Origin of the sequence: Pseudoclavibacter terrae, from assembly GCF_008831075.1 — a bacterium.
Classification (GTDB): Bacteria; Actinomycetota; Actinomycetes; order Actinomycetales; family Microbacteriaceae; genus Pseudoclavibacter; species Pseudoclavibacter terrae.
This window is the reverse complement of the sequence record NZ_WBJX01000001.1, coordinates 1,019,963-1,044,973: the sequence shown is the minus strand read 5'-3', so window position 1 is coordinate 1,044,973 and position 25,011 is coordinate 1,019,963. Positions and strand designations below refer to the sequence as shown.

Sequence of the window (25,011 nt, the reverse complement as noted above, 5' to 3'; positions counted from 1 at the left end):
CGGCGTGACCGTCGCTGACGCTGTCTGGGGCGCGCTCGGCGCGGTCAGCGACCCTGAGCTGCGTCGACCGCTGACAGAGCTCGGCATGATCGAGCGTGTCGACGAGCGCGAGGACGGGTCGTTCGAGGTCGAGCTCCGCCTCACGATCGTCGGCTGCCCGGCTGCCCGGCAGATCGAACGGGACGTGAGGACTGCGATCGAGTCGGCGATCGACGGTGCGCCATACGAGCTCGAGGTGGGCGTCATGACGCGTGAGCAGCGGACCGCGCTCACCGAACGGCTGCGCGGCTCGCGGGCCGGACGCGTGCATCCGTTCGGCAAGGACTCGCTGACGCGTGTCATCGCCGTGACGAGCGGCAAGGGCGGCGTCGGGAAGTCGACGGTGACGGCGAACCTCGCCGCGGCATTCGCCCGACGCGGGCTCAGCGTGGGTCTCATCGACGCGGACGTGCACGGATACTCGATTCCGGGCCTCTTCGGGTTGGGGGACGACGTCTCGCCCACTCGAGTCGGCGACATGATCGTGCCGCCTGAGGCGCACGGGGTGAGGCTCATCTCCATCGGCATGTTCCTCGGCGACGGCGCGCAGGTGGTCGCCTGGCGCGGGCCGATGCTGCACCGCACGATCGAGCAGTTCCTCACCGACGTGTACTTCGGCGATCTCGACGTCCTGCTTCTCGACCTGCCGCCGGGAACCGGTGACATCGCCATCTCCCTCGGGCAACTGCTGCCGGGAGCCGAGGTCGTCGTCGTCACGACGCCCCAGGCCGCGGCGGCCGAAGTGGCCTGGCGCTCGGGAGCGCTTGCCAGGAAGACCGGCCAGCGCGTCATCGGCGTCATCGAGACGATGTCGCCGTTCGCTTCGGCCGGCGGTGAGCGTGTCGCCCTCTTCGGAGAGGGCGGTGGAAGAGCCGTCGCTGATCGTCTGAGTGAGGACGGCTCCCCCGTCGAGCTGCTCGCCGAGGTCCCCGTCAGCCAGTCACTGCGCGAGTCCGGCGATGCGGGCACGCCCCTGCTGCGGCAGGCTCCGACCACTGCGGCGGGCATCGCCCTGCAGCGGGCAGCGGATGCGCTGCTCGCGCAGCCGAGGGGGCTCAGCGGCCGCAGGCTGCCCGTGTCGCTGGTCTAGAGCGGCCCAGCCCGCCGGGATTCGGCGCGCCCACTTCGGGGAGCGTCGATGGGCGTCAGGATCAGGTGGCCTCGACGTCGAAGGGCACCGGCCCGACCACGGTGGGAGCAGGAGCGGCACCCGCTGCCCAGCTCGGCCGCGACGCACCGCCGACAGCGGCGGCCGCTCCGCCGGCGGCCAGGGCCGCGGTGCCCGCAGCCGCTCCTGTGGAGGTCGCCTTCGCGGCAGCTGGTTCAGGAGCCACGGGCTCGTCTTCAGCGAGGAGCGCGTCGCGGATGATGCGGCGAGGGTCGTATTGTCTGGGGTCGAGCTTGCGCCAGTCGACGTCCGCGAAGTCGTCGCCCATCTCCTCTTTCATGCGCGACTTGGCATTCGTGGACGCGCCACGAAGCCACTTGACCGCATCAGCGAGACGCTCGGCAGCTTTCGGGAGCTTGTCGGGACCGATGATGAAGGCCGCGATAATGCCGATCAACAGCAATTTCTCAAACGTCAGCCCAAACACCGTCCCATCATAGGCTCTGGTCTGCGCCAACACGGCACTCGGGGCGCGCCAGCTGGGGCTCCGCATTCGGGCCGGCGGGCCAGGCCGACGCTAGTCTTGGAGAATGTCTGAACTGGAGCTCAGCTCGCGCTACATCAACGAGCGGATCGTGGACGACGCCCTCGTCCGCGATGCTCGTCAGCTGACGCTCGAACTCGGACTCCCTCTTCCTTCGGCGGCAACCGCCGCCCACCTGACCTTCCTCGCCGCCGCCACCGGCGCCTCCACGATCATCGAGATCGGCACCGGTGCGGGGGTCCTGACCCACGCGGTCTGGCGAGGCGCGCCTGGCTCGACGATCACCTGCATCGATGCCGAGCCCGAGTACCTCGGCCACGCTCGTCGCCTGCTCATCTCCGCGGGCGCGCGGGGGGCGAGCCTCCGATTCATCACGGGCCACCCGCAGGATGTGCTCCCCCGCATGACGGAGGGCGGGTATGACCTCGTCGTCATCGGTGGCGACGTGGCACACATCGGCGCGCACCTGCAGCACGGACTCCGGCTCATCCGCCCGGGCGGCACGATCGTGGCCCTCGGCGCGCTCAACGGCGGCAAGGTGGCATCCCCGGCACGTCGGGATGCGCTGACGAGCGGACTTCGCGCGCTCTACGCCGAGTTCGACCTGCAGGACGACCTGCGGCTCTCCCTCCTGCCCCTCGACGGCGGGATCCTGCAGCTCACGAAGCTGCGCTGAGCAAGACGGCCCCGAGTCGGCAGGGCAGACGAGTCGGCACAGCAGAAGGGCGCCGACCGAATGGTCGACGCCCTCTGCTTCGTGCGGAACGGCTATTCGCCGACGACCGAGCTCAACGCATCGCGAAGCTCGCGTGCTTCGTCGTCGTTGACGGACACCACGAGGCGCCCGCCACCCTCGAGGGGTACACGGACGATGATCAGCCGTGTTTCGCGGATGGCTTCCATAGGTCCGTCACCAGTACGCGGTTTCATCGCGGCCATAATTGCGCCTCCAAGATTTGTGCAGTGTCTTCCTAGTATCCCAAATTCGTGGACGGAGTGTGCATTCGGCCCTCCGGAATGTGAAAAGTCGTGTTCTGGAGGCCCGCAGACGTGCGGCGAAACGACGGGGAACGACCAGAAGCGAGGTGTAGCGTCGAAAGGCGTTGGCGTCGACGACGCCTCACGCTCTTGCCAGATGATCGAAAGGACTTTCCGTGGCTGAATACACGCTTCCCGACCTTCCATACGACTACGCGGCACTCGAGCCGCACATCTCGGCTCGCATCATGGAGCTGCACCACGACAAGCACCACGCGACGTACGTCAAGGGCGCGAACACGGCCCTTGAGCAGATCGCGGAGGCGCGAGACAGCGGCAACCTCGCGAACATCAACAAGCTCGAGAAGGACCTCGCCTTCAACCTCGGCGGGCACGTCAACCACAGCGTGTTCTGGACCAACCTCTCCCCCGAGGGCGGCGAGCCTGAGGGTGGCATCAAGGACGCCATCGACGAGCAGTTCGGCGGGCTCGAGAAGTTCCAGGCGCAGTTCACCGCGGTGGCGCTCGGCGTCCAGGGCTCCGGCTGGGCGGTGCTCGGCTACGACCAGACCGGCGGCAACCTGACGACGTTCCAGCTGTTCGACCAGCAGGGCAACATCCCGTTCGGGGTCACGCCGCTCCTCCAGCTCGACGTGTGGGAGCACGCCTACTACCTCGACTACCAGAATGTCCGTGCCGACTACATCAAGGCGTTCTGGAACATCGTGAACTGGAAGAACGTCGGCGAGCGCCTCGACGCCGCACGCTCCTAGCGCAACCTGGCGGGGTGACCCGCAGACGACGATCGCCGCATCCGTGCTGGATGCGGCGATCGGTGTCTCTGGGGGTCGACGCGAGCCGGTCAGCCCTTTGCGACGGCGACGGCCTGCTCGAGGGCCGCAACGCACTGCCCATCGGCCTCGCGCGTGATCGTCACGACGCTTCTGTCCTCGACGTAGTGGCAGATATCCGCGTTGACCGCCTCTCCGTGCACGACGTCGTCGAGCGTGTAGACGGTGCCAGCCCCAAGCGACTCTGACGCGTACGTGGAGGTCCCGAGACTCTGCCCCTCGGCCGAGCTCTCGAACTCGTCAAACGTCGAGGCCGCGTCGAAATCCTCGCTCGCGGGAATAGTCGCGATGTGCAGCGACGTCTCACGCCACTTCTGCTCGGCAGACTTCACCGGCGTCCAGCTGCAGACATTGTCACTTGCGTCCCCGAGCTGGACGAACTCGTCCCCCTGCTGCCCGAAGAAGATGGACCGGAACGTCACGACCTCGGGAGCCGACAGCTCGCCTTTCATGGCCTCAGTGAACTGGTCGCACTGACCCGCTGAGTCGATCGAAGCGACAGCCCAAGCCGCAGCGGGCTGTTCCGTCTCCGCGGGCGTTGCTGTCGCGGTCTCCGTGACCTCGGGCGTCGCCGAGGAGGTCGCGGCGGGTGACGACGTGGCTGTGGGTCCCGCCTCCCCCTGTGTCGTCTGGCACCCCGAGAGTGCCACCATCCCGACCGCCGCGATCACTGCGATCCGCCCCGCCCCGAGTCGTTCCATGTCCTGCTCCCCTGGTTGTGTCGACGCTGCCGCGTCGGTGCCGTTGTCTGCACTCAATGTAGGGGTACACCAGGGCTTTCAAGGAGGGAAACGATAACGCTCCGACCACGGAACGGTGACGGTTTGGACCGGGCTAAGCCGGGGTCCAGTCACCCTCCACGGTGTACCAGCAGAGGTACAGCCAGACCAGCTGGCCGACGAGCATGACGACGACCACGCCGACCCGGTAGAGCGGCGACTTGGGGATGGCCACCGCGCCGAGGACGGGGAACATCGGCATGAGCAGCCGGAAGGTGCTCGACTGCGGGAAGAACACGGCGAACAGGTACGTGAAGTAGCTGAGCAGCCAGATCCTGATCTCGATGCCGAGCCTTCGCATGACCGGGAGCGTGATGACGCCGAGCACGACGACGACGAACAGGACGACGATGATGGCACCGATCGGCTGACCGAACCAGAATGTCGCACCGTGGAACCAGCCGGTGAACGGCACGAGCTCGATGGGGCCGGTGTAGTGGATGCGCCAGGCCAGCTCCGTGTCGATGTAGGCCGACGGAACGCCGGTGACAGCCCAGGCGATGAGGAGCCAGCCGAAGCCGGCGAGCGCCGAGAGCAGACCGGCCGCCATGACCTTGATGACCTCCGGCTTCGGGAAGTCCTCCCGGCCCTTGGCGTGCATCCACCAGCGAGCGAGGAAGTACAGGCCGAGCGTCATGGCCCACGCGAGCCCGGTCGGGCGAGTGAAGGACGCGATGACGATGACCGGGAGCATGACGAGCCACTGCCGCTTGATGAGCAGATAGAGCAGCAGCGCGACGAAGAAGTTCTGCGCGCTCTCCGCATAGCCGAGCTGCAGCAGGGGGCTCGTCGGCCCGATGCAGAAGAGCAGCGTCGCGAACGACGTCGTGCTCCTGTCGACGACCAGGGCCAGCGTCCGGTTGAAGACCCACGCCGCGGCGAACCCGAAAGCCGTCGCGACCAGCACAGACGCGATCTCCCATGGGAGCATCGTCACGAGCATCAGCGCGCGGACGAGCACGGGGTACACGGGCATGAACGCCCACGCGTTCTCGGTGACCTGCCCCTCGTCGTTCCTCGGCAGGTCACTGGAGTAGCCGTACGGCCCCGTCGCGATGCGCTCGTACCAGGCGGAGTCCCACAGATTCGAGAAGGTCCACAGGTCGGGCTTGGCGGGCGACTGCCAGGTCTCCTGCTGCTGCGATGCGAACGCCAGCAGGAACGTGGTCGTCACGACCCGGGAGACGGCGAAGATGATGGCGACCTGCGCCAGCGGCGGCAGACGATTCCAGTAGTAGGAGAAGTAGGTGGGCCGCGTGTCAGCGGCGACGGTGAAATCGTCGCGCCCCGTCCTGGCTAGCGTGAGGTCAGCCACGTGCGGAGCCCCTCCTCGACGCGCGTGATCTCGGTCAGCAGCACCCGCTCGTCGTCCGCGTGCGCCTTCAGCGGGTCGCCTGGGCCGTAGTTGACGGCCGGGACGCCAAGGGCCGAGAAGCGCGCCACGTCCGTCCACCCGTACTTCGGCTTGGCTTGGGCCCCGACGGCCTCAAGGAAGCCGCGGGCGAGCGGCGCGTCCAACCCGGGACGCGCGGCGGGAGAGCGATCCACGAAGTCGAGCTCGAAGTCGCCGAACCACTCTCGGAGCTTCGCCTCGGCCTCATCGAGCGACTTGTCCGGAGCGAAGCGGTAGTTGACGTGCACGACGCACTCGTCTGGGATGACATTGCCGGCGACTCCCCCCGAGATGCGGACGGCGTTGAGCCCCTCCCGGTAGTCGAGCCCCTCGACGGGAACGGTGGCCGGGTCGAAGGCTGCGAGCCTCGCGAGGATCGGCGCCGCCCGGTGGATGGCGTTCTCGCCCACCCAGGCGCGCGCGGAGTGTGCACGCTTGCCGCGCGTGCGGATGTCGACGCGGATCGTGCCGTTGCAGCCGCCCTCGACCTCTCCCTTCGTGGGTTCACCGAGGATCGCGAAGTCCGCGGCGAGCAGATCGGGTCGCGCATCGGACAGCCGCCCGAGGCCGTTGAGGTCCGAGGCAACCTCTTCGTTGTCGTACCAGATCCAGGTGACGTCGACGGCGGGTTCTGTGAGCTCCGCCGCGAGCCGCAGCTGCACGGCGACGCCGGCCTTCATGTCCACGGTGCCGCGCCCCCACAGGTACTCGCCGGCCTGCGTGTCCGGCACGTCCGCGGCCGCCTGCTCGAGCGTCAGCACCTCAGGGCGGGTCGGGAGGTTCTCGTTGATCGGAACCGTGTCGATGTGCCCCGCGATCGCGACCCGTTGGGCGCGACCGAGCGATGTGCGGGCGACGATCGTGTTGCCGAGCCGGAGCACCTCGAGATGCGGGTACGGAGCGAGCGCGGCCTCGATCGTGTCGGCGATCAGCGCCTCGTCACCGGAGACCGACGGGATGTCGCACAGCAGCCTCGTGAGCTCGGTCGAAGGTCGCGTGAGATCGAGGGCGTCGGCGCTCGCGAGAGAAGACATGCGCTCAAGCCTAAGTCCTCACCGGAACCGGCTCGCTCGTCCCGCGCGACCTCATCGCTGGGTAGCCTGGAGCCATGACCAACGATGCACCAACCTCCAACGACCCGCGGACCGCGTGGGGCGACGGCCTCGCCACGATCACGAACGACGGACAGGTGCTCGACGCCTGGTTCCCGACGCCCTCGCTCGGCGCCCTGCCAGAGGGCCGGGACCCGCACATCTCGCCTGCGAGCTTCGCCGCTCTCGCCTACGATGACGAGCGTCGCCAGGTCCAGGTCAGCCCCGTCACCGTGACCGTGGAGCTTGACGGTCCCGTTGAGAGCGTCGTCGACGCCTACCTGCGCCTGCACCTCCTGAGCCACCTCATCGTCGAGCCCAACAGCATCAACCTCGACGGCATCTTCGGCCACCTGCCGACCAACGCGTGGACCAACGTCGGGCCCATGCGACCGGAGCTCGCGGCGAGCTCGCGCGCGGGCCTCCAGCGCGAGGGCATCCAGGTCTACGCCGTCGACAAGTTCCCGCGCCTCCTCGACTACGTGATGCCGGAGGATGTGCGCATCGCGGACGGCGGACGCGTCCGGCTCGGTGCGCACCTCGCGCCGGGGACGGTCGTCATGCACGAGGGCTTCGTCAACTTCAACGCGGGCACGCTCGGCCGTTCCATGGTCGAGGGCCGCGTCTCCCAGGGCGTCGTCCTCGGCGCCGGCAGCGACATCGGCGGGGGCGCATCCATCATGGGCACGCTCTCGGGCGGGGGCAAGGAGCGCATCCGCATCGGCGAGCGCGCACTGCTTGGCGCGAACTCCGGCATCGGCATCTCCCTTGGCGACGACTCGATCGTCGAGGCGGGCCTGTACGTCACGGCCGGCACCAAGGTCTCCCTCATCGGCGTGAGCGACCCCGACGGTCAGATCGGCGAGCCCCGCTCGGTGAAGGCCGCCGAGCTCTCCGGCGTGCCGAACCTGCTGTTCCGTCGCAATTCGCTCAACGGCGCCGTCGAGGCCCTAGCTCGGACGGGGGCCGGCATCCAGCTCAACGACGCGCTGCACGCCTAGCAGCAGCCTCCGCAACCTGGAGACCGAACAACACTCCCCGCTGGCCACCTGTCGTGCGGCTCGAGCGGGGAGTGTCTTGTTCGTTCAGCGTAGAGCGAGAGCCGCCGGAGCGGAAGCCCTCTCAGGGGTTTCCAGGTTCCGGCGGCTCTCTCTTGTCTTTGCGCGGGCCAGCGTCAGAGCAGCTGGAATCCGCGGTCTTCGGGGTAGTGGCGCTCGGCCTCTCCCGTGTACAGCTGCTGCGGGCGACCGATCTTCGTCTTGGCGTCGCCGTTCGCCTCGCGCCAGTGCGCGAGCCAGCCGGGGAGGCGGCCGATGGCGAAGAGCACCGTGAACATGCGGGTAGGGAATCCCATCGCCTTGTAGATGATGCCGGTGTAGAAGTCGACGTTCGGGTACAAGCTGCGCTCTTTGAAGTAGTCGTCGTTGAGCGCGACCTGCTCGAGCTGCGTCGCGAGCTCGAGGAGCGGGTCGTTGACCCCGAGGGCTGCGAGCACCTCGTCGGCGGACTCCTTGACGAGCTTCGCGCGCGGGTCGTAGCTCTTGTAGACGCGGTGCCCGAAGCCCATGAGGCGGACGCCGTCTTCCTTGTTCTTCACGCGCTCGACGAAGCGGTCGACGCCCTCGCCCGATTCCTGGATCTGCGCGAGCATCTTCAGGACAGCCTCGTTGGCGCCACCGTGCAGCGGGCCGTTGAGCGCGCTGATGCCGGCTGAGATCGACGAGTACATGTTCGCCTCGGTCGAGCCGACGAGGCGGACCGTCGACGTCGACGCGTTCTGCTCGTGGTCGGCGTGCAGGATCAGGAGTCGCTCGAGTGCCTTCGAGAGAACCGGGTTCGCCTCGTACGGCTCGGCGAGGTTGCCGAAGTTGAGCTTGAGGAAGTTGTCGACGAAGTCGAGCGAGTTGTCCGGGTACAGGAACGCCTGTCCGATGCTCTTCTTGTGCGCGTAAGCGGCGATGACCGGGATCTTGGCCAGGAGGCGGATGGTCGACTGCTCGACCATCTCCGGGTTGTGCACGTCGAGCGAGTCCTCGTAGTACGTGGACAGCGCGTTGACGGCACTCGAGAGGACCGACATGGGGTGCGCGTGCGGCGGCAGTGCCGTGAAGAAGCGCTTGAGGTCCTCGTGGAGCAGCGTGTGGTGGCGGATGCGGTCGGTGAAGTCCTGGTACTCGGACTCGGTCGGCAGCTGGCCGTAGATGAGGAGGTAGGCGACCTCGAGGAAGCTCGACTTGGAGGCGAGCTCCTCGATCGGATAGCCGCGATAGCGCAGGATGCCGTTCGCCCCATCGATGTACGTGATGGCGGACTTGGTCGACGACGTGTTGACGAAGCCCTGGTCGAGCGTGGTGTACCCCGTCTGCTTCATGAACGTCGAGATGTCGACCGCGTCAGCGCCCTCGGTGGCGCGCAGGACTGGGAACTCCGCGGTCCTGTCGCCGATCCTGAAGGTGGCCGAGTCCGCCTCGTGCTGGTGGGCCTCAGCCTGCTTGTGCTGTTCAGTCACAGATCCTCCTCGAGCGAGTGGGGGATGCTCCCCGGCGAGCACGCAGAACGCGCAGTGTTCTCATAGCCTAATCGGTCGACAAGGTGACTATGCGAATCCACAATGAAACCCGCGATGTGCTGTCTGTTGTCTACTGCGCTTTCGCGGAAGGGTCAGCGCTGGCCGCGGACAGACGCCGGGCGCCCTCGTCGATCTGCTCATCGGTGGCCGTCAGGGAGATGCGGACATACTGGTCTCCGGCCTCGCCGTAGAAGACGCCGGGCCCACCGATGATCCCCAGATCGGCGAGTGCGCCGATCGTGGTCCACGAGTCGTGGCCAGTCGTGCCCCAGAGGTAGAGTCCGGCCTCGCTGTGCTCGATGCGCATCCCCCAGGCCTGGAGGGCGGGCAGCAGCACCTCGCGGCGACGGCGGTAGCGGTGGTACTGCTCCCTGGCGTGCTCGTCGTCGCCGAGCGCCGTCGCGACTGCCGCCTGGACCGGGGCTGGCACGATGAGGCCGGCGTGCTTGCGCGCGACGAGGAGTCTCTCGATGAGCGAGGAGTCACCTGCGAGGTACGCCGCACGGTAGCCGGCGAGGTTCGAGCGCTTCGACAGCGACGAGCAGGCGAGGATGTTCGTCAGGTCGCCACCCGTGACCCGCTCGTCGAGGATGCTCGGGATGCACTCCCCCGCCCATTCACCCCAGCCGAGTTCGGCGTAGCACTCGTCGTTGACGATGATGGCGCCAAGGTCCCGCGCACGAGCGACCGCGGCCCTGAGCTCGTCGACGCCGAGGACGCGCCCGTCCGGATTCCCAGGGCTGTTCAGCCAGATGAGCTTCGTCGATGCAGGCCAGCCGGCCGGGTCGTCGCCTGCGAAGCCCGCCGCGCCCGCGAAGACGGCGCCGATCTCGTACGTCGGGTAGGCCCGTGCCGGGTAGACGACGGTGTCGCCCGCGCCGAGGCGCAGGAAGAACGCCGCAGTGGCGACGAACTCCTTCGAGCCCACCGTGAGCATCGTGTTCTCTCGCCCGAGGCCCGTGACCCCCCGGCTCCTGGCGAACCACTCGACCACGGCGTCCCGAGCCTCAGGGGTGCCGATGGTCGTCGGGTAGGAGTGGGCGTCGGCGTGCTCGCGCAGCGCGGTCCGGACAATCTCGGGAGTCGGGTCGACCGGCGAGCCGATCGACAGGTCCACGGCGCCGTCGGGGTGCGACTTCGCGCGCTCGACGTACGGCGCGAGGTTGTCCCACGGGTAGTCGGGGAGCTCGCCCAGCGTCACGCGCCGTCCCCCTGGGGGTCGAGCGCCGCGATGAGGGGGTGGTCGTGATGGATGACGCCCACCTTGGCCGCGCCTCCCGGGGAGCCGATCTCGCTGAAGAAGTCGACGTTCGCGGTGTAGTACTCGCTCCACTCGTCGGGCAGGTCGTCCTCGTAGTAGATGGCCTCGACGGGGCACACGGGCTCGCAGGCCCCGCAGTCGACGCATTCGTCCGGATGGATGTAGAGCATCCGGTCGCCCTCGTAGATGCAGTCGACGGGGCACTCGTCGATGCAGGCCCGGTCTTTCACGTCGACACAGGGAAGGGCGATGACGTAGGTCACTTGGGTGACTCCTCCAAGTTCGTGGGCGATCTCCCATCGTACTCGTCGCGGACGGGCGTCGTTCGCGCCCGACGGCTCGGGAGCTGCGGCCAGAATGCGCAGGCCGCCGCGATGAGGGATGCGAGCGCCAGCCAGGCGAGGCCGAACGCGTCTCCGACGACGACGACGCTGGACCCGGGGTTCCAGAGTCCGAGGACACCGACAGCCGCGACGACGCCGGTCGCGAAGCCCGTCGTCATCCACCGGTCGACGAGATACAGGCGGAGGCCGATGCCGAGGCACAGGATGCACGCGAGTCCGAGCACGATGCCCACCCACAGCGTGGTGTCGAAGAGCTCGACGCGGCCGCGGTGCAGGAACGTCGTGACCGTGCCCACGATCAGGCCGAAAAGCGCGTAGAGCAGCGCACCGAGGATTCGCTCCCCGGTTCGCTGCTCTACGGCAGGCTGTTCGATGACTTCCGTCATACGACCTTCATCTTCACTGCGAACCATGCGAGTTCGCACGTTCGACTACTGCTTCTTGGCGCGCGACGTGGCACGTGCACGTGCGTTGCCGTCGAGGAGCAGCTTGCGGATGCGGATCTTCTCGGGCGTGACCTCGACGCACTCGTCCTCACGAGCGAACTCGAGGCACTCCTCGAGCGTGAGCTGACGCGACGGCGTCATCGACTCGAACGTGTCCGCGTTGGCGGAGCGCATGTTCGTGAGCTTCTTCTCCTTGGTCACGTTGACGTCCATGTCGTCGGCGCGCGAGTTCTCGCCGATGACCATGCCCTCGTAGACCTCTTCGGTCGGCTGCACGAAGAACGACATGCGCTCCTGGAGGGCGATCATCGCGAACGGCGTCGCCACTCCGGCGCGGTCGGCGACGATCGAACCCGACGTGCGGGTCGTGATCGGGCCGGCCCACGGCTCGTACCCGTGCGCGATCGCGTTGGCGATGCCCGTGCCGCGGGTGCTCGTCATGAACTCGCTGCGGAAGCCGATGAGGCCGCGCGACGGGATGATGAACTCCATGCGCACCCAGCCGGTGCCGTGGTTCGACATGGACTCCATGCGCCCCTTGCGGGCTGCGAGGAGCTGCGTGATGGCGCCGAGGTGCTCCTCAGGCGAGTCGATCGTGAGGTGCTCGTACGGCTCGTGGGTCTTGCCGTCGACGATCCTCGTGACGACCTGCGGCTTGCCGGCGGTCAGCTCGAAGCCCTCGCGACGCATGTTCTCGATGAGGACGGAGAGCGCGAGCTCCCCACGGCCCTGGACTTCCCAGGCGTCCGGACGCCCGATGTCGAGCACGCGGATCGACACGTTGCCGATGAGCTCGCGGTCGAGGCGGTCCTTGACCATGCGGGCCGTGAGCTTGTGCCCCTTGACCTTGCCCATGATGGGCGAGGTGTTCGTGCCGATCGTCATCGAGATGGCGGGCTCGTCGACGGTGATCGCGGGCAGCGGACGCACGTCTTCAGGGTCGGCGATGGTCTCGCCGATCATGATCTCAGGGATACCGGCGACGGCGACGATGTCGCCGGGGCCAGCCGACTCGGTCGGGACGCGGTCGAGCGCCTTGGTCTCGAGCAGCTCCGTGATGCGCACGTTGTGCACCGAGCCGTCGTTCTTGACCCAGGCCACGTTCTGGCCCTTCTTGAGGGTTCCGTTGAACACGCGGAGCAGTGCGAGACGGCCGAGGAACGGCGAGGCGTCGAGGTTCGTGACGTGCGCCTGGAGCGGGGCCTCGGGGTCGAACGCGGGCGGCTGGATGTGCTTGAGGATCGTCTCGAAGAGCGGCTCGAGGTCGTCGTTGTCCGGCAGCTCGCCGTCGGCGGGCTGGTTGTGCGAGGCGGCGCCAGCACGGCCGGAGGCGTAGAGGACGGGCAGGTCGAGCAGCGCGTCGATGTCGAGATCCGGTGCTTCGTCTGCCATGTCGGAGGCGAGGCCGAGGAGCAGGTCCTGGCTCTCGGCGACGACCTCGTCGATGCGAGCGTCGGGACGGTCCGTCTTGTTGACGCAGAGGATGACGGGCAGGTTCGCGGCGAGCGCCTTGCGGAGCACGAAGCGGGTCTGCGGGAGGGGACCCTCGGACGCGTCGACGAGCAGGACGACTCCGTCGACCATCGAGAGGCCGCGCTCGACCTCACCGCCGAAGTCGGCGTGGCCGGGGGTGTCGATCACGTTGATCGTGATCGGGCCATCCGTGGCGTGCTTCCCCTTGTACGAGATCGCCGTGTTCTTGGCGAGGATGGTGATGCCCTTTTCACGTTCGAGGTCGTTCGAGTCCATGACTCGGGCCTCGGTCGAGTTGCTGTCGTGCTCGCCAAACGAGCCCGTCTGCTTCAGCATGGCGTCGACGAGGGTCGTCTTGCCGTGGTCGACGTGCGCCACGATGGCGACGTTACGGAGTTCAGAACGGTGGGCGACAGGCACAGCAGTCATTCAGGGGTGCTTTCATTTGAGAAAAGGGCAGTTCATCCTACGTCACGGAGGGCACGCCTCCCGACCAGCGTGAGGCGGGGCTCACGCCGGTCGAAGTTTCTACCGGGTCACTGGCCGGATTCGCGCTCCTCGGCCTCAGCCCGCAGCACGTTCTCCTGCTGCTCGGTCGGCACGTCGGAGACCACGATGTCGTCGCCGAGCACCTCATCCGTGACCGCGCCGGCTGTCCCCCGCTTGAGCGCGGCGCGCTCCTCGCGACGGATCGCCTGCTCGTCCGGGTCGGGAACCGGCACGGCGGCGACGAGGCGCTGGGTGTACGGGTCCTGAGGTGCGCGCAGGATCTGGTCCGTCGGCCCCTGCTCCACGATCTTGCCGTGGTTCATGACGATCACGCGGTTGGCGAGCTGGTCGACGACGGCGAGGTCGTGGGTCACGAAGAGCACTGCGAACTGCAGGCGCTGCTGGATCTCGACGAGCAGCTCGAGCACGCGCTTCTGCACCGAGACGTCCAGTGCCGACGTCGGCTCGTCTGCGACGAGGAGCTTCGGCTCGAGGGCGAGCGCCCTGGCGATGCCGATGCGCTGACGCTGGCCGCCGGAGAGCTCGTTCGGGTAGCGGTTGCGGAAGGAACGGGGCAGCTCCACCTGGTCGAGCAGCTCGCCGACGCGGGCCTCGATCTCGGCCTTCGTGAGCTTCTTCTCGAGGATGAGCGGCTCGGCGATCGACTGCCCGACGGGCCAGCGGGGGTTCAGCGACGAGCCCGGGTCCTGGAAGACGATGCCGATGTCGCGGCGCACCTTCGCGAGGTCCTGCCGCGAGACTCCGTTCAGCTCGACGCCGTTGAGCTTCATGGAGCCAGCCGCGACCGGCAGCAGGCCGACGACGGCGCGGGCGACCGTGGTCTTGCCAGAGCCGGACTCGCCGACGACGCTGACGATCTCGCCAGGGTAGATCTCGAACGTCGCGTCCTCGACCGCCTTGAACGCCGGGACGCGCCCCTGCTTCGGGTACTCGATGTCGGCGTTCTGCACGACGAGAGCCGGCTCGCCCGTGAACTCGCGCGCATCCAGCCCGCTCGCCTCCCCCGTGCCGAGGTGCGGCACCGCGTCGAGCAGGGTCTTCGTGTAGGCGTGCTGAGGGTTCTTGAAGATCTCGCGCACCGTACCGCGCTCGACGATCTCTCCGCCCTTCATGACGATCACGTTGTCCGCGATGTCGGCGACGACGCCCATGTCGTGGGTGATGATGACGATGGCCGAGTTGAGGCGCTCGTGCAGCGAGCGCATGAGCTCCAGGATCTCCGCCTGGATCGTCACGTCGAGCGCCGTCGTCGGCTCGTCCGCGATGAGCAGGTCGGGGTCGCAGCTCAGCGACTGCGCGATCATGGCACGCTGCCGCTGACCGCCCGAGAGCTGGTGCGGGTACGAATCGAACGCCTTGGCCGGGTTCGGCATCTCCACGAGGCGAAGCAGCTCGAGCGCACGCTCGCGCGCGTCGTTCGGCGTCATCGTGGGGTTGTGGATGCGCAGGGCCTCAGAGATCTGGAAGCCGATGGTGAGCACGGGGTTGAGCGCGGTCATCGGCTCCTGGAAGATGACCGCGATGTCGTTGCCGCGCGCGCGACGAAGCGTCGACTGCGGAGCGCCGATGAGCTCGGTGCCGTTGAGCTTCGCGCTCCCGGACGTGCGCCCGTTCTTCGGGAGCAGGTCAAGCAGCGTCATCGACGACACCGACTTGCCGGAGCCGGACTCGCCCACGATGGCGAGCACCTCGCCCGGCCGGACCACGTAGTTGATGTCCTTCGCGGCGGGGACCCAGTCTCCGCCGACCCAGAACTCGACGCTCAGGTCCTGCACCTCGAGGATGGGCGTCGTGTCGTCTTTGCGTGAAGTCGTGCTCATGAGCGTGCCTCCCGGTGGGCTGCGGTCGAAGTGCGTGGTGTCTGAGGTGCGAGCGGGCTGACTGCCGGTCCGCTCACCGCGGTGGGACGGGATTCGTCTGCGACACTTGGCTCGTGTCCGAGCGAACAGTTCTCCGCCCCCGCATGGGTCTTGTCGTCTACGGCGTCATCGCCGCCATGGCGCTGGTCGCCGTCATCTCCGTGGCGGTGACGCCAGGTGCCGGCCGCCACCTGCTCTCGGTGCTGCCGCTGCCCATCCTGGCGCTCGGCGTCGGCTGGATCACCCTCGTGAGCCCGAGCGTCGTGTTCACCGACGATGCGCTCGAGGTGAACAACCCCCTCAAGAAGACGGTGGTGCCCTACGGGCACATCGAGCTGGTCGAGACGACGCGCGGCTTCACCGTCACGACGCCGGAGGGCAAGGTCAGCGCGTGGGCCGCTCCCCCGCCCGACCGGCTCAGCGCCGAGCGAATGGACCCGCGCGACCCGCTCCTGTGGAAGGATCCTCGCCGGCTCACCGACGAGTCGCAGAGCATCCGCACGAGCGCCGCTCCCGGCACGTACTCGGGAGACGCGGCCGTGAACCTCACGCACCGCAGGGCCCAGCAGCAGCGTGAGGCTGGAGCCCCGCTCGGCCCGGTCGTGCGCACCCAGAACGTGGCGAACACGGTGGTGCTGATCGCCACCCTGCTGGTCGTCGGCGCGCTCTTCGCGATCTAGCCCCGCCGGGGCCAGCGAGCCGGCGCGCTCTGCGACGAGGACCGTCACGCATCCGCCTTGCTCGAGTCGCGGTCAGCCGCCTCACCCTTGGTGGGACGGCCGTCGCGCGAGGTGAGCGTGCGCCACATGCGCGACCAGGTGCCGTTGCCCGGGATCTTGCGCTGACGCGGGTCGAAGGCGTCACGCAGCCCGTCGCCGATGAAGTTGATGCACAGGGCGATCGCCACGATGAAGGCGCCGGGGAACCAGAACAGCCACGGGCGGGTGGCGAACGCGCCCTGGTACTCCTGCACGATCTGGCCGAGCGACACGTCGGGCGGCTGGATGCCGAAGCCGAGGAACGAGAGGTTCGCCTCGAGGATGATGGCGGCGCTCATCAGCAGGGTCGTCGACACGATCACGACGCCCAGCGCGTTCGGCAGGATGTGGCGGAAGATGATGCGCCGGCCGGACGCGCCGGCGACACGCGCCGCATCCACGAACTCGCGCTCGCGCAGCGTCAGGAACTCTCCACGCACGAGGCGCGCGAGGGACATCCAGCCGACGAGGCCGAGGACGACGGCGAGCGAGACGGCGCCGTAGGCCCGGAGCACCTCGTTCTGTCCAGCGAGCTGTCCGAGGACGGCCGCGAAGACGAGCGTCGGGATGACGAGGAAGAGGTCGGTGACGCGCATGAGCACGTTGTCGACCCAACCCCGGTAGTAGCCCGCGATGCCGCCGACGATGATGCCGATGACCGCCGCGAGGATGCCGTAGATGAACATGACCGTCAGCGACTGCTGCGTGCCGCGCATGACGCGGGCGAAGATGTCGCGGCCGATCTCGTCCTGGCCGAACGGGTGCGAGCCCCAGTCGAAGAGGCTCACGAACGTCGGATTGCCGCCGTTCACGATCGGCGCGATCGAGTTCCAGTCGTACGCCCACCAGCCCGAGACCTGGATCTGCGTGAACTTGCCCTCGGAGAAGTCCCACCACGGCACGACGATGCCGACGGACGTGAAGACGAGCAGCACGATGACCAGGAGGACGGCGGTCGACACCATGGCGCCCGTGTGGCGCACGAAGCGCCGCCACACGATCTGGCCCTGGCTGAGGCCGATGGTCTCACGCTGCTCGATGGTCAGCTCGTCGCCGGGGCCGTGAGGCTGCGGGGCGGTGATCTCGGTGAAGTTCGGAGTCGTCATAGCTCAGCCCTCTCTCAGCTCAGGCGGATTCGCGGGTCGAGGACGGAGTACAGGATGTCGGCGATCAGGTTGAAGATCACGGTGAGCGCCGCGGTCACGAGGATGTAGCCCATGAGCGGGTTCAGGTCGACGTTGCGCAGCGACTCGGAGAAGATCGACCCCATCGCCCGCCAGCCGAAGATCTGCTCGGTGACGATCGCACCCGAGATGATGGCGCCGACGTCGGCGGCCACGATCGTGGTGATCGGGATGAGCGAGTTGCGCAGCGCGTGACGCATGACCACGGTGCGCTCGGGGAGGCCCTTCGCTCGTGCCGTGCGGACGTAGTCCTGGTTCATGATCTCGAGCAGGCTGGAGCGCGAGTAGCGGCTGTAGCTCGCGATGGAGATGACCATGATGGCGATGGTCGGCAGCAGCAGGTGCGTGAAGCCGTCCAGCATCTGCAGCCAGATCGACGGGTCGGAGCCGAGTTGCGGGCTGGATGCTCCGACGGTCGCGATGGGGCGGCCGCCGGTCTGGTCGTAGTAGCCGGACCAGGTCTGCATGACGCGGTCGATGACGAGCAGCAGCGACACGACGAAGCCGACGATGGCGGCGTTGCTCGCGACGTTGCGCTTGTCGAGGCCGCCGAAGTACTTGCCGACGAACCAGGCGATGACCGTGAAGGCAACGATGAGGGCGATGGGGAACCAGGCGCCGATCTCGTTGGTCATCGCGAACTGCAGCGGGTACCAGAGCGCTCCCCCGACGACGGCGACCGCACCCGTGACGATGAGGTTGCGTCGGTGCGAGAGGCCCACCGTGAGCGCTGCCGTGAGCAGCACCGTGGCGAGGCCGAGCACGATGATGAGCACTGTGCCGAGCCCTGGGTTGCGGAACCAGTCGAGCAGCTCCATCCCGAACAGGATCGCGATCGTGCCGACGGCGCCCGCACCGAACACGGTGGCGCGCGTCTTTGCGGGCCCTCCGATGATCGACATGAAGATGAAGCCCATGATCACGCCGATGAGCAGGAGCAGCGGTATCGGTATCTCCGGGTCCTGCAGGAAGTCGTTGAAGCCGATGGCCATGTACTGCTTGAGCAGCACGGCCACGAAGAAGATGGGCAGCGAGTAAGTGAGGAACGACAGGAACGTGACCGTGTAGTCGTAGCCCGAGTACTGGCGGAGGGCGGTCGTGACACCGACTGCGACGCCGATGACGACGGCGATGAGCGTCGCGGCGGTGACGAGCTGCAGGGTCTGGCCGACCGCCGAGGCGATGAGCGGGCCGACGTCCTGGTTGGCGATGTTGACGCCCATGGAGAAGTTGTTGCCGAGGAAGCCGAACAGGCCGTTCGGGTCGTCGAAGGTCGGGATGAAGAACCCGAGGATGCCGCCGAGCCAGAGGAAGAAGCGGGCGGGGGCTGGCACATCCAGTTGCAGGAGCTCCACGCGCGCGGCGATGAGCTGCTCCTTGTTGGGAGCTGTGGACTCCAGGATGTCTGCGAGCGGGTCCTTCGAGATCGCGACGAGGTTGTACACGATGAAGAGCGCGCCCAGCAGGATGAAGATCGACACGAAGAGGCGTCGGAGGGTGAATCTCAGCACAGAGGTGTCCTGTTCTGGAGGGGGCATTCGGCCGGGGTGTGGCCGCGAACAGACGAGGCGGGAGTCCCGCAGTCGAGAAGACTACGGTACTCCCGCCGTCGCTAAGGTCTGACCGCGCGGCGGTCAGCGCGTCGAGAGATCGACGCTGGTGTGACTACTCAGCGGCTTCCACGGGCGCCCACTCCCAGGCGTTCCAGAAGTACTGGGGCGAGAGGAATCCGGGCTTCACGTTCGCGACCTCGTCGCTCCAGGCGACGACGCCGGGGAACTGGAAGATCGGCACGGACCACGAGTTCTCCATGATGATCTTCTCGGCCTCGACGAGCTTGCCCTGAGCCTCGGCGGGGTCGATCGTGACGTCGACGTCCTTGAGGATCTGGTCGAGCTCGGGGTCGCTCCAGCCGTAGTAGTTGTTGATGCCGCCCGTGATGTAGTTCGGGGACGGCTCGCCGACACCGAGACCCTCGGACTGCCATCCGAAGAGGGCCGCGTCGTAGGCGTCGGTCTGCGTCGTGAGCACGGTGGACCAGTCCTCGGCGCTCGCGTCGACGATCGTGAAGCCGGCCTTCTCAGCCGAGGCCTTGATGAGCTGCAGCTCCTGCTGACGACGCGGGTTGGTGGATGCCGTCATGAAGCGGACGGAGGGGTTGGCCACGCCAGCCTGCGCGAGGAGGCCCTTGGCCTCTTCGATGGCGGCGTCGTCGCCCGAGTAGCGCGAGACGCCGCTGTCGGCGACCGACTCCTCGTAGCCCTCGGCGCCGGGGAGGAACACGAGCGAGTCGCGCGTGGTCGCATCCGGGGCGATCGGGGTGATGAGCTTCTCGACGATCTCCTGACGCGGGATCGTGAGGAGGAAGGCCTCGCGGATCTGCTGGGCCTTGGCCTCGTCGCCGCCGTAGGTGGCTGGGTCGAAGACGCCGCCGTTCGCGACCTGGAGGTCGACGTGCTCGTAGGTGCCCTCGAGCGAGGACTCCCACTCGATGCCCTCGGTGGCCTCGAGCTGCTGCAGGAGGTCGGTCGTCGGCTGTCCGGAGACGATCTGGACTTCACCGTTCTGGAGCGCCTGCACCTGTGCCTGCGGGTCCGGGATGAAGCGGATCGTGATGGTCTCGTAGTGCGGCAGCGGGCCCCACGTGTAGTCCTCGCGGGCCGTGAGCGTCACGTACTGGTTCTCGACGAGATCCGTGATCGTGTACGGGCCGTTGGAGAGGGTCTTCTGCGGCTCCTCCGGCATCGACGTGTAGTCGTAGCCGGTGCGGTAGGCGGAGGCGACCTTGCTCAGGAACTCGCTGTCGTTGTCGTTGACCGCGGTGATGAACGCGTCCTTCGCGGCCTGCGCGTCGTCGTACTCACCCGGGTAGGCGAGCTGGACGGTGCCGTGTGCCGAGATCGCCGTCGTGTCCGGCGCGAACATGGTCTTCCAGTCGGCGTACGGCTGGTCGTAGACGACCGTGAACGACTTGTTGTCGTCGGCCAGCGTCGGAGTCTGCGAGGCGAGGTCGAGCTGCAGACCGGGTGCCGGGTCGGTTCCCCAGTAGACACCGGCGTCCGCGGCCGCGTCGATCGCGTCCTGGTTCGTGACGTTGCCCTCATCGTCGTACTCGGCCTCTGGCACCTCGCCCGCTTCGCGGTGCGTGGTGTTGGCGGCCCAGGTGAGGAGCAGGTCGGCGCCGTCGAACTGCGTGCCGTCGCTCCAGGTGACCGCGTCGTTGACCGTGTACTTGATGGTCAGCGGGTCGGTCGAGACCTCTTCGACCGTGCCGAACTCGGTGTTCTCCACGAGCTCGGGGGTCGGGTCGTAGTCGATGAAGCCATCAGACGTGACGTGGACGATGTTCGCGTTCGCCGTGGCGTTGTTGGCCGACGTGTTGACGTTGAACGCGAAGAACGGGTCGTTCCAGGCAACCGTGATGGCGGAGCCACCGACGATCTCTGGATCGCGGTTCGGGGCAGAGCAGCCGGCGAGAACCAACGCGCTTGTGGCGACGACGGCTCCCACGGCGATAACTCGTGATGTCCTCATAGGACCTCCTTGGGGAAAACAGGGGCTGTGAACGTCGAAGATCCACGAACTCTGTGAATTCTCGACAAATACCCGTTGAACCTACGCCCCCTCGCGCGAGGGGTTTCACCAATTCAGGGGATCGTTACTCACACGAAACGGGTCTTGTTCATCTCTCACAAGCCCGTCGCCGTTCGTAGACTGCGGACATGTCACATTCGCGCATTGACGTTACGGTCAGCCAGGGCACGGTGGACCTGGACCGCTCCGCGCGCGTGCGGCTGCGCTGGGAGATCTGGATCGTCCTCGCGCTCGCCATCATCCCGTCCAGCCTCTACGCGATCATCTCCCTCGCGGATCGCGCGACGCGCGACACCGCGCTCGCCGACCAGACGACCACGCTGAACGCTTCCCGCGACGCGCGGCCGCTGTTCGACGCCCTCCTGCAGACCTCGAGCATCCTCACCGACCTCGTGCCCGTCGCCCTGGTGATCTGGCTGCTCTGGACGCCCGCCGTCTCCGGCTTCCGGAAGCTGGGCCTGGACACGAGGCAGCCCCTCAGCGACCTCGGGCAGGGCCTGCTGCTGGCAGCCTGCGTCGGCGTGCCCGGCATCGTCTTCTACCTCGCGACCAGGGCGCTCGGGCTCACGCTCTCCGTCGAGGCGAGCGCGCAGGAGATCACGTGGTGGACCGTGATCCTGCTCCTGGTCGCGGCGTTGCGCGCCGCGCTCCTGGAGGAGGTCGTCGTCGTCGGGTACCTCTCGACACGCCTGCGCGAGCTGGGGTGGGCGACCTGGCAGATCATCGTCGCGTCCTCGCTCCTGCGCGGCTCCTACCACCTGTACCAGGGGCCCGGGATGGCGCTCGGCAACGTCGCCATGGGCGTGCTGCTCTCCTGGTGGTTCCTGCGGAAGGGGCGCGTGGGCGGGCTCGTCGTGGCGCACTTCATCCTCGACGCCGTCTCGTTCCTCGGCTATCCCCTCGCCGCGGCCCTCCTGCCTCAGCTCTTCACCTGAGCCAGGCCCGGCGCGTGGCCCTCAGAGCGTGAGATTCACGAACCGGAAGGTCTGGTCGCCGTACTCCCAGACCACGTCGAAGCGCTCCTTCGGCACGTCGAACACGACGTACCCCGACTCGGAGCCGACGCCGTACTCGCGCTGCTGCACGGAGCTCCCGATGCAGTCATCCGCGAGCGAGGACACGAGCTTCGAGTCGCCGTTCTTCTCGAACAGGCGAAGGCTGTCGAAGGCGAACACGGGCGCGAACGCACCCTCCTCGTCCTCGGCGCTGAGCGCCCCGTATCCCTCGACCTGCAGCTGGATCGCGACGTAGCTGCCGCCGGCCTTCGGAGCATCCTCTTCCAGGCACCGCACGTCGAAGGCCACGCCCGCGACGGTGAAGCGGCCGACGGGTTCACCACTCGCGCCGAGCACCGTCGCCCACTGGCCCCTCGTGAACCTGAGCTCGCCGTCGACAGGCTTCGGGTTCTCGTTCTCCGCGACGCGGGGCGCGGCCACGACCTGCACGTTGATCGGCGTGACGGTCGGCGTCGGCGTCTGGGTGACGCCCGGGGTGGCGATGACGGCCACCGCGTCAGCGGACTCCCGCGTCGCCGCCACCGGCGGAACGCACGCCGCGAGCAGCAGCGACGCGCCGAGCGCCGACGCCACGAGGAGGTCGCGGACACCCCGTGCCCGCCACCCGCCGGAGGGCATCACCGCGCTACTCGGTTCTCCCCGACGCCGCCGCGATCCGGGCGGCGAGCGGCGAGCCGAGAAGCTCTTCGAGCGATACCAGCCGGCCTTCGGCATCCGTCATGGGCACCCGCCAGTTCGGATACTCGTCGGCGGTGCCCGGCTGGTTCACGCCGCGGCGGTCGCCGGCGAGGTCAGACACGCCGACGCCGAACAGCTGGGCAGCCGAACCGGAGAGGTACTCGTGCAGCGCCACGACGACGTCCTCGTTGCTCGGCTCCTCCCCCACCAGGCCCGCTCGACGAAGGCGCTCGACGACCTTCGAGATCGTCTCGGTCTCCTCGGCCCGCGCCTGGTCGACGGATCCCTCCAGCAACCCGAGACGCTCTCGAACGTCGAGGTGCTCGAGCGCGAGGAAGCCAGCGGTCGGCGGGAGGTCGTGCGTCGTCACCGTCGCGAGACAGGCGCGCCGGTAATCCTCAGGGGCCAGCGGGACCCCATCGTCCGACCATTCGAACCACAGCACGGAGGCGCCGAGCATGCCGCGCTCGGCCAGCGCGTCCCTGGCCTCCGGCGGAACCGTTCCGAGGTCCTCGCCGATCACGACGGCGCCCGCTCGCTCCGCCTCGAGGGCGAGGATGCCCAGCATGGCCTCGGCGTCGGTGCGCACGAAGCAGCCGTCCTTGGCCGTGTTGCCCTCCGGAATCCACCACAGGCGGAAGAAGCCGAGGATGTGGTCGATGCGCACAGCGCCGGCGTTGCGGAAGACGGCGCGCAGCATGTCCCGATATGGCGCGTAGCCGAGCTCGGCGAGCATGTCGGGTCGCCACGGAGGCTGCGACCAGTTCTGCCCGAACTGGTTGTACTGGTCGGCCGGCACCCCGACCGTCACACCGCGGGCCATCGCCGACCCGAACGACCACGCGTCCGCTCCACCGGCGTGCACGCCGACCGGCAGATCGTGGACGATGCCGATCGACATCCCGGCCGACCTCGCCTCGGACTGCACCTGCTTCGCCTGCGCTTCCAGGAGACACTGCAGCCAGACGTAGAACTCGGCGTCCTCGGCGTGGGCAGCCGCGAACTCGAGCACGTCGGCGCCGTTCGCCGTTGCCAGCTCAGTCGGCCAGCCGCGGGCATCTCGCCCGTGCACGCGCGAGATGGCGCAGAAGACACCGAACCGCTCGAGCGGCTCCCCGGCCTCCTTGCGGAACTCCGTGAAGTCGTCGTCGATGACGTTCGCCGACTGCCAGAGATCGAAGAGGGCACGGAGCGCTGGTTCCTTCAGCGCCCAGGCGGCGTCACGATCGATGCTGTCGACGCGGTTGCCGAGGATCGCCTCGCCCGCAAGACGCGAGAGCAGCTCCACAGTGTCCACCGGTACCTCGGTGCGCTGCGCGACGAACGCGGCCGCCCAGTCGACGGTGAGGATCAGGGGGTCGCCGAACTGCCGTGAGGTCGGCAGGTACGGAGACGGCTCGATGGGCGACACCGGAGGGTTCGCGTTGAGGGGGTTGACGAGCACGAAGTCCGCGTCGCGCTCCGCACCCCAGGTCGTCAACGCGGCGAGGTCTCGGAGGTCGCCGATCCCCCATGAGGTGGTGGAGCGGAGCTGATAGAGCTGGGTGAACAGCCCCCACGAGCGCTCGGCCGGCCAGGGAGTGCTCGTCGGCACGACGATCAGCGTGCCAGCAGGCGCATGCTCCGAGAGGTCGTCACCGACCTTCGCGACGACCTCGTGCCAGCCCGTCGGCAGGTCCGCGGGCAGCGCGAACGTCGCGCGGCCGATCAGCGCCCCGTCGAGGTCCTTCGGATCGACCCAGTTCTCGACCTGCTGCAGGCGGCGAGTCGACCCGTCTTCGAGGAGCGCGTCGACCTGGACGTCGCTCCCGTGGGGAACGTGGACGAAGATCGTGGCGTCGCTGCCCTCCCGCACCGTCGTGCAGGAAGGCACCACTCGGCGCCACGGCCGGTTCTCGAACTCGCGAGCCGAGGCGGCGACTTCGTCGTCGGTTGACGCCGGAAGCCCGAGGGCGCCGAGGACCGCCGCGAGCGTCTCGGGCGCGACCTGCTCCTTCTCGCCCCGCCAGCCCCAGTACTCGACTTCGAGACCCGCGTTCGTCGCGAGATCGCGGATCGCGGTCAGGTTGGTGATGCTCACGAGTATTCGACCTCAGTTTCGGTGACGGTGATGGAGCGAGGGGTGAGCGGCTGGTCGGCCGGTCCGGCGACCGGCTCTCCGGTCCTCGTGTCGTAGTGGCTCGAGTGGCAGGGGCAGATGATGTGCTCGGCGGTCACCGTGGCGACAGGGCACCCCTGGTGCGTGCAGATCGAGCTGAAGCCGAAGTACTCACCCGCGGCGGGCTGGGTGATGACCGTCTCGGTGTCCGCGATCACGACCCCGCCTCCGACCGGTACGTCACCGACGGCCACGGCGCCGCTCACCGTCGACGTGGCATCCGTGCCCTGTCCGCCGGCATCGTCGCCCCCGCACGCGGCAAGCAGCGCCGCCGTCGCGATTCCGCCGCCGACAGCCGCGCTTCCCCGTATGACCCCGCGTCGTGAAGGATCTCGTCGTTCGCTCACGCTTCAAGGCTAGTCGGCGTGCGGCTGAGCG

General features: G+C 67.9%; 23 protein-coding genes. 6 read left to right on the top strand and 17 right to left on the bottom strand.

The window, feature by feature from the left end; all coding sequences use genetic code 11:
- The first annotated feature begins 4 nt into the window (after positions 1 to 4).
- Positions 5 to 1,129 carry an Mrp/NBP35 family ATP-binding protein gene (locus tag F8O03_RS04865; protein WP_151422834.1) on the top strand — a complete coding sequence of 375 codons (1,125 nt, stop codon included), beginning with the start codon at positions 5 to 7 and terminating at the stop codon, positions 1,127 to 1,129.
- A gap of 61 nt (positions 1,130 to 1,190) precedes the next feature.
- On the opposite strand, the gene F8O03_RS04860 is transcribed toward F8O03_RS04865, so the two are convergent.
- A complete protein-coding gene (locus tag F8O03_RS04860; RefSeq protein WP_151422833.1) occupies positions 1,191 to 1,604 on the bottom strand; it encodes a twin-arginine translocase TatA/TatE family subunit in 414 nt (137 codons plus the stop codon).
- Positions 1,605 to 1,737: 133 nt separating this feature from the next.
- On the opposite strand from F8O03_RS04860, the gene F8O03_RS04855 reads away from it, so the two are divergent.
- Positions 1,738 to 2,367, top strand: coding sequence for an O-methyltransferase (locus tag F8O03_RS04855; protein WP_151422832.1), 630 nt, complete (start codon positions 1,738 to 1,740; stop codon positions 2,365 to 2,367).
- A 92-nt stretch (positions 2,368 to 2,459) separates the two neighbouring features.
- Here the strand turns inward: F8O03_RS04855 and F8O03_RS04850 are convergent, their stop codons facing one another.
- Positions 2,460 to 2,630, bottom strand: a complete 171-nt coding sequence (locus F8O03_RS04850; protein ID WP_104253630.1) for a DUF3117 domain-containing protein — start codon at positions 2,628 to 2,630, stop codon at positions 2,460 to 2,462.
- 215 nt (positions 2,631 to 2,845) lie between these two features.
- Here F8O03_RS04850 and F8O03_RS04845 point away from each other — a divergent pair, with 215 nt between their 5' ends.
- On the top strand, positions 2,846 to 3,442 hold the full coding sequence (locus F8O03_RS04845) for a superoxide dismutase (RefSeq protein ID WP_104253631.1): 597 nt from the start codon (positions 2,846 to 2,848) through the stop codon (positions 3,440 to 3,442).
- An 89-nt stretch (positions 3,443 to 3,531) separates the two neighbouring features.
- Here F8O03_RS04845 and F8O03_RS04840 read toward each other — a convergent pair whose 3' ends face one another.
- The 3 genes from F8O03_RS04840 to dapE all read right to left on the bottom strand — a co-directional run bounded on the left by F8O03_RS04840 (position 3,532) and on the right by dapE (position 6,726).
- Positions 3,532 to 4,221, bottom strand: a complete 690-nt coding sequence (locus F8O03_RS04840; RefSeq protein WP_151422831.1) for a hypothetical protein — start codon at positions 4,219 to 4,221, stop codon at positions 3,532 to 3,534.
- A gap of 133 nt (positions 4,222 to 4,354) precedes the next feature.
- Positions 4,355 to 5,614: a hypothetical protein gene (locus F8O03_RS04835; protein ID WP_151422830.1), complete on the bottom strand. Its 1,260-nt coding sequence runs from the start codon at positions 5,612 to 5,614 to the stop codon at positions 4,355 to 4,357.
- Entirely contained in the window at positions 5,596 to 6,726 is a 1,131-nt protein-coding gene (dapE, locus tag F8O03_RS04830; protein WP_151422829.1) for a succinyl-diaminopimelate desuccinylase, read from the bottom strand. The genes F8O03_RS04835 and dapE overlap by 19 nt, the downstream gene beginning before the upstream one ends.
- 74 nt (positions 6,727 to 6,800) lie before the next feature.
- On the opposite strand from dapE, the gene dapD reads away from it, so the two are divergent.
- Positions 6,801 to 7,784 (top strand): 2,3,4,5-tetrahydropyridine-2,6-dicarboxylate N-succinyltransferase, encoded by a 984-nt coding sequence (gene dapD, locus F8O03_RS04825; RefSeq protein WP_151422828.1) that lies wholly within the window; start codon positions 6,801 to 6,803, stop codon positions 7,782 to 7,784.
- 173 nt (positions 7,785 to 7,957) lie between these two features.
- Here the strand turns inward: dapD and F8O03_RS04820 are convergent, their stop codons facing one another.
- The 6 genes from F8O03_RS04820 to F8O03_RS04795 form a co-directional block, all read right to left on the bottom strand.
- The gene (locus F8O03_RS04820; RefSeq protein WP_104253635.1) at positions 7,958 to 9,292 is read right to left on the bottom strand and encodes a citrate synthase; all 1,335 of its coding nucleotides are present in this window, start codon (positions 9,290 to 9,292) and stop codon (positions 7,958 to 7,960) included.
- A 130-nt stretch (positions 9,293 to 9,422) separates the two neighbouring features.
- Entirely contained in the window at positions 9,423 to 10,553 is a 1,131-nt protein-coding gene (dapC, locus tag F8O03_RS04815; RefSeq protein ID WP_151422827.1) for a succinyldiaminopimelate transaminase, read from the bottom strand.
- Entirely contained in the window at positions 10,550 to 10,876 is a 327-nt protein-coding gene (gene fdxA / locus F8O03_RS04810; RefSeq protein ID WP_104253637.1) for a ferredoxin, read from the bottom strand. Before fdxA ends, dapC begins: the two co-directional genes overlap by 4 nt.
- On the bottom strand, positions 10,873 to 11,343 hold the full coding sequence (locus tag F8O03_RS04805; protein ID WP_151422826.1) for a hypothetical protein: 471 nt from the start codon (positions 11,341 to 11,343) through the stop codon (positions 10,873 to 10,875). The genes fdxA and F8O03_RS04805 overlap by 4 nt, the downstream gene beginning before the upstream one ends.
- Before the next feature lie 45 nt (positions 11,344 to 11,388).
- On the bottom strand, positions 11,389 to 13,305 hold the full coding sequence (gene typA / locus F8O03_RS04800; protein ID WP_104253639.1) for a translational GTPase TypA: 1,917 nt from the start codon (positions 13,303 to 13,305) through the stop codon (positions 11,389 to 11,391).
- A 107-nt stretch (positions 13,306 to 13,412) separates the two neighbouring features.
- Positions 13,413 to 15,206 carry an ABC transporter ATP-binding protein gene (locus F8O03_RS04795; RefSeq protein ID WP_151422825.1) on the bottom strand — a complete coding sequence of 598 codons (1,794 nt, stop codon included), beginning with the start codon at positions 15,204 to 15,206 and terminating at the stop codon, positions 13,413 to 13,415.
- Positions 15,207 to 15,319: 113 nt separating this feature from the next.
- Here F8O03_RS04795 and F8O03_RS04790 point away from each other — a divergent pair, with 113 nt between their 5' ends.
- On the top strand, positions 15,320 to 15,925 hold the full coding sequence (locus F8O03_RS04790) for a hypothetical protein (protein ID WP_146079170.1): 606 nt from the start codon (positions 15,320 to 15,322) through the stop codon (positions 15,923 to 15,925).
- Positions 15,926 to 15,969: 44 nt separating this feature from the next.
- On the opposite strand, the gene F8O03_RS04785 is transcribed toward F8O03_RS04790, so the two are convergent.
- From F8O03_RS04785 to F8O03_RS04775, 3 genes are all read right to left on the bottom strand, one after another.
- Positions 15,970 to 17,109 carry an ABC transporter permease gene (locus tag F8O03_RS04785; RefSeq protein WP_151422824.1) on the bottom strand — a complete coding sequence of 380 codons (1,140 nt, stop codon included), beginning with the start codon at positions 17,107 to 17,109 and terminating at the stop codon, positions 15,970 to 15,972.
- A 14-nt stretch (positions 17,110 to 17,123) separates the two neighbouring features.
- Positions 17,124 to 18,698, bottom strand: a complete 1,575-nt coding sequence (locus F8O03_RS04780) for an ABC transporter permease (protein WP_151422823.1) — start codon at positions 18,696 to 18,698, stop codon at positions 17,124 to 17,126.
- 154 nt (positions 18,699 to 18,852) lie between these two features.
- The gene (locus tag F8O03_RS04775; RefSeq protein WP_151422822.1) at positions 18,853 to 20,721 is read right to left on the bottom strand and encodes an ABC transporter family substrate-binding protein; all 1,869 of its coding nucleotides are present in this window, start codon (positions 20,719 to 20,721) and stop codon (positions 18,853 to 18,855) included.
- A 188-nt stretch (positions 20,722 to 20,909) separates the two neighbouring features.
- Here F8O03_RS04775 and F8O03_RS04770 point away from each other — a divergent pair, with 188 nt between their 5' ends.
- Positions 20,910 to 21,716 (top strand): CPBP family intramembrane glutamic endopeptidase, encoded by an 807-nt coding sequence (locus tag F8O03_RS04770; RefSeq protein ID WP_151422821.1) that lies wholly within the window; start codon positions 20,910 to 20,912, stop codon positions 21,714 to 21,716.
- Positions 21,717 to 21,737: 21 nt separating this feature from the next.
- On the opposite strand, the gene F8O03_RS04765 is transcribed toward F8O03_RS04770, so the two are convergent.
- Genes F8O03_RS04765 through F8O03_RS04755 form a run of 3 tightly spaced genes read right to left on the bottom strand, consistent with a single transcriptional unit; the run spans position 21,738 to position 24,980 of the window.
- Positions 21,738 to 22,415 carry a hypothetical protein gene (locus F8O03_RS04765; protein WP_151422820.1) on the bottom strand — a complete coding sequence of 226 codons (678 nt, stop codon included), beginning with the start codon at positions 22,413 to 22,415 and terminating at the stop codon, positions 21,738 to 21,740.
- Between the two features lie 7 nt (positions 22,416 to 22,422).
- Entirely contained in the window at positions 22,423 to 24,555 is a 2,133-nt protein-coding gene (gene malQ, locus F8O03_RS04760; RefSeq protein WP_151422819.1) for a 4-alpha-glucanotransferase, read from the bottom strand.
- Positions 24,552 to 24,980: a Rieske (2Fe-2S) protein gene (locus F8O03_RS04755; RefSeq protein ID WP_151422818.1), complete on the bottom strand. Its 429-nt coding sequence runs from the start codon at positions 24,978 to 24,980 to the stop codon at positions 24,552 to 24,554. Before F8O03_RS04755 ends, malQ begins: the two co-directional genes overlap by 4 nt.
- Between the last annotated feature and the right edge of the window lie 31 nt (positions 24,981 to 25,011).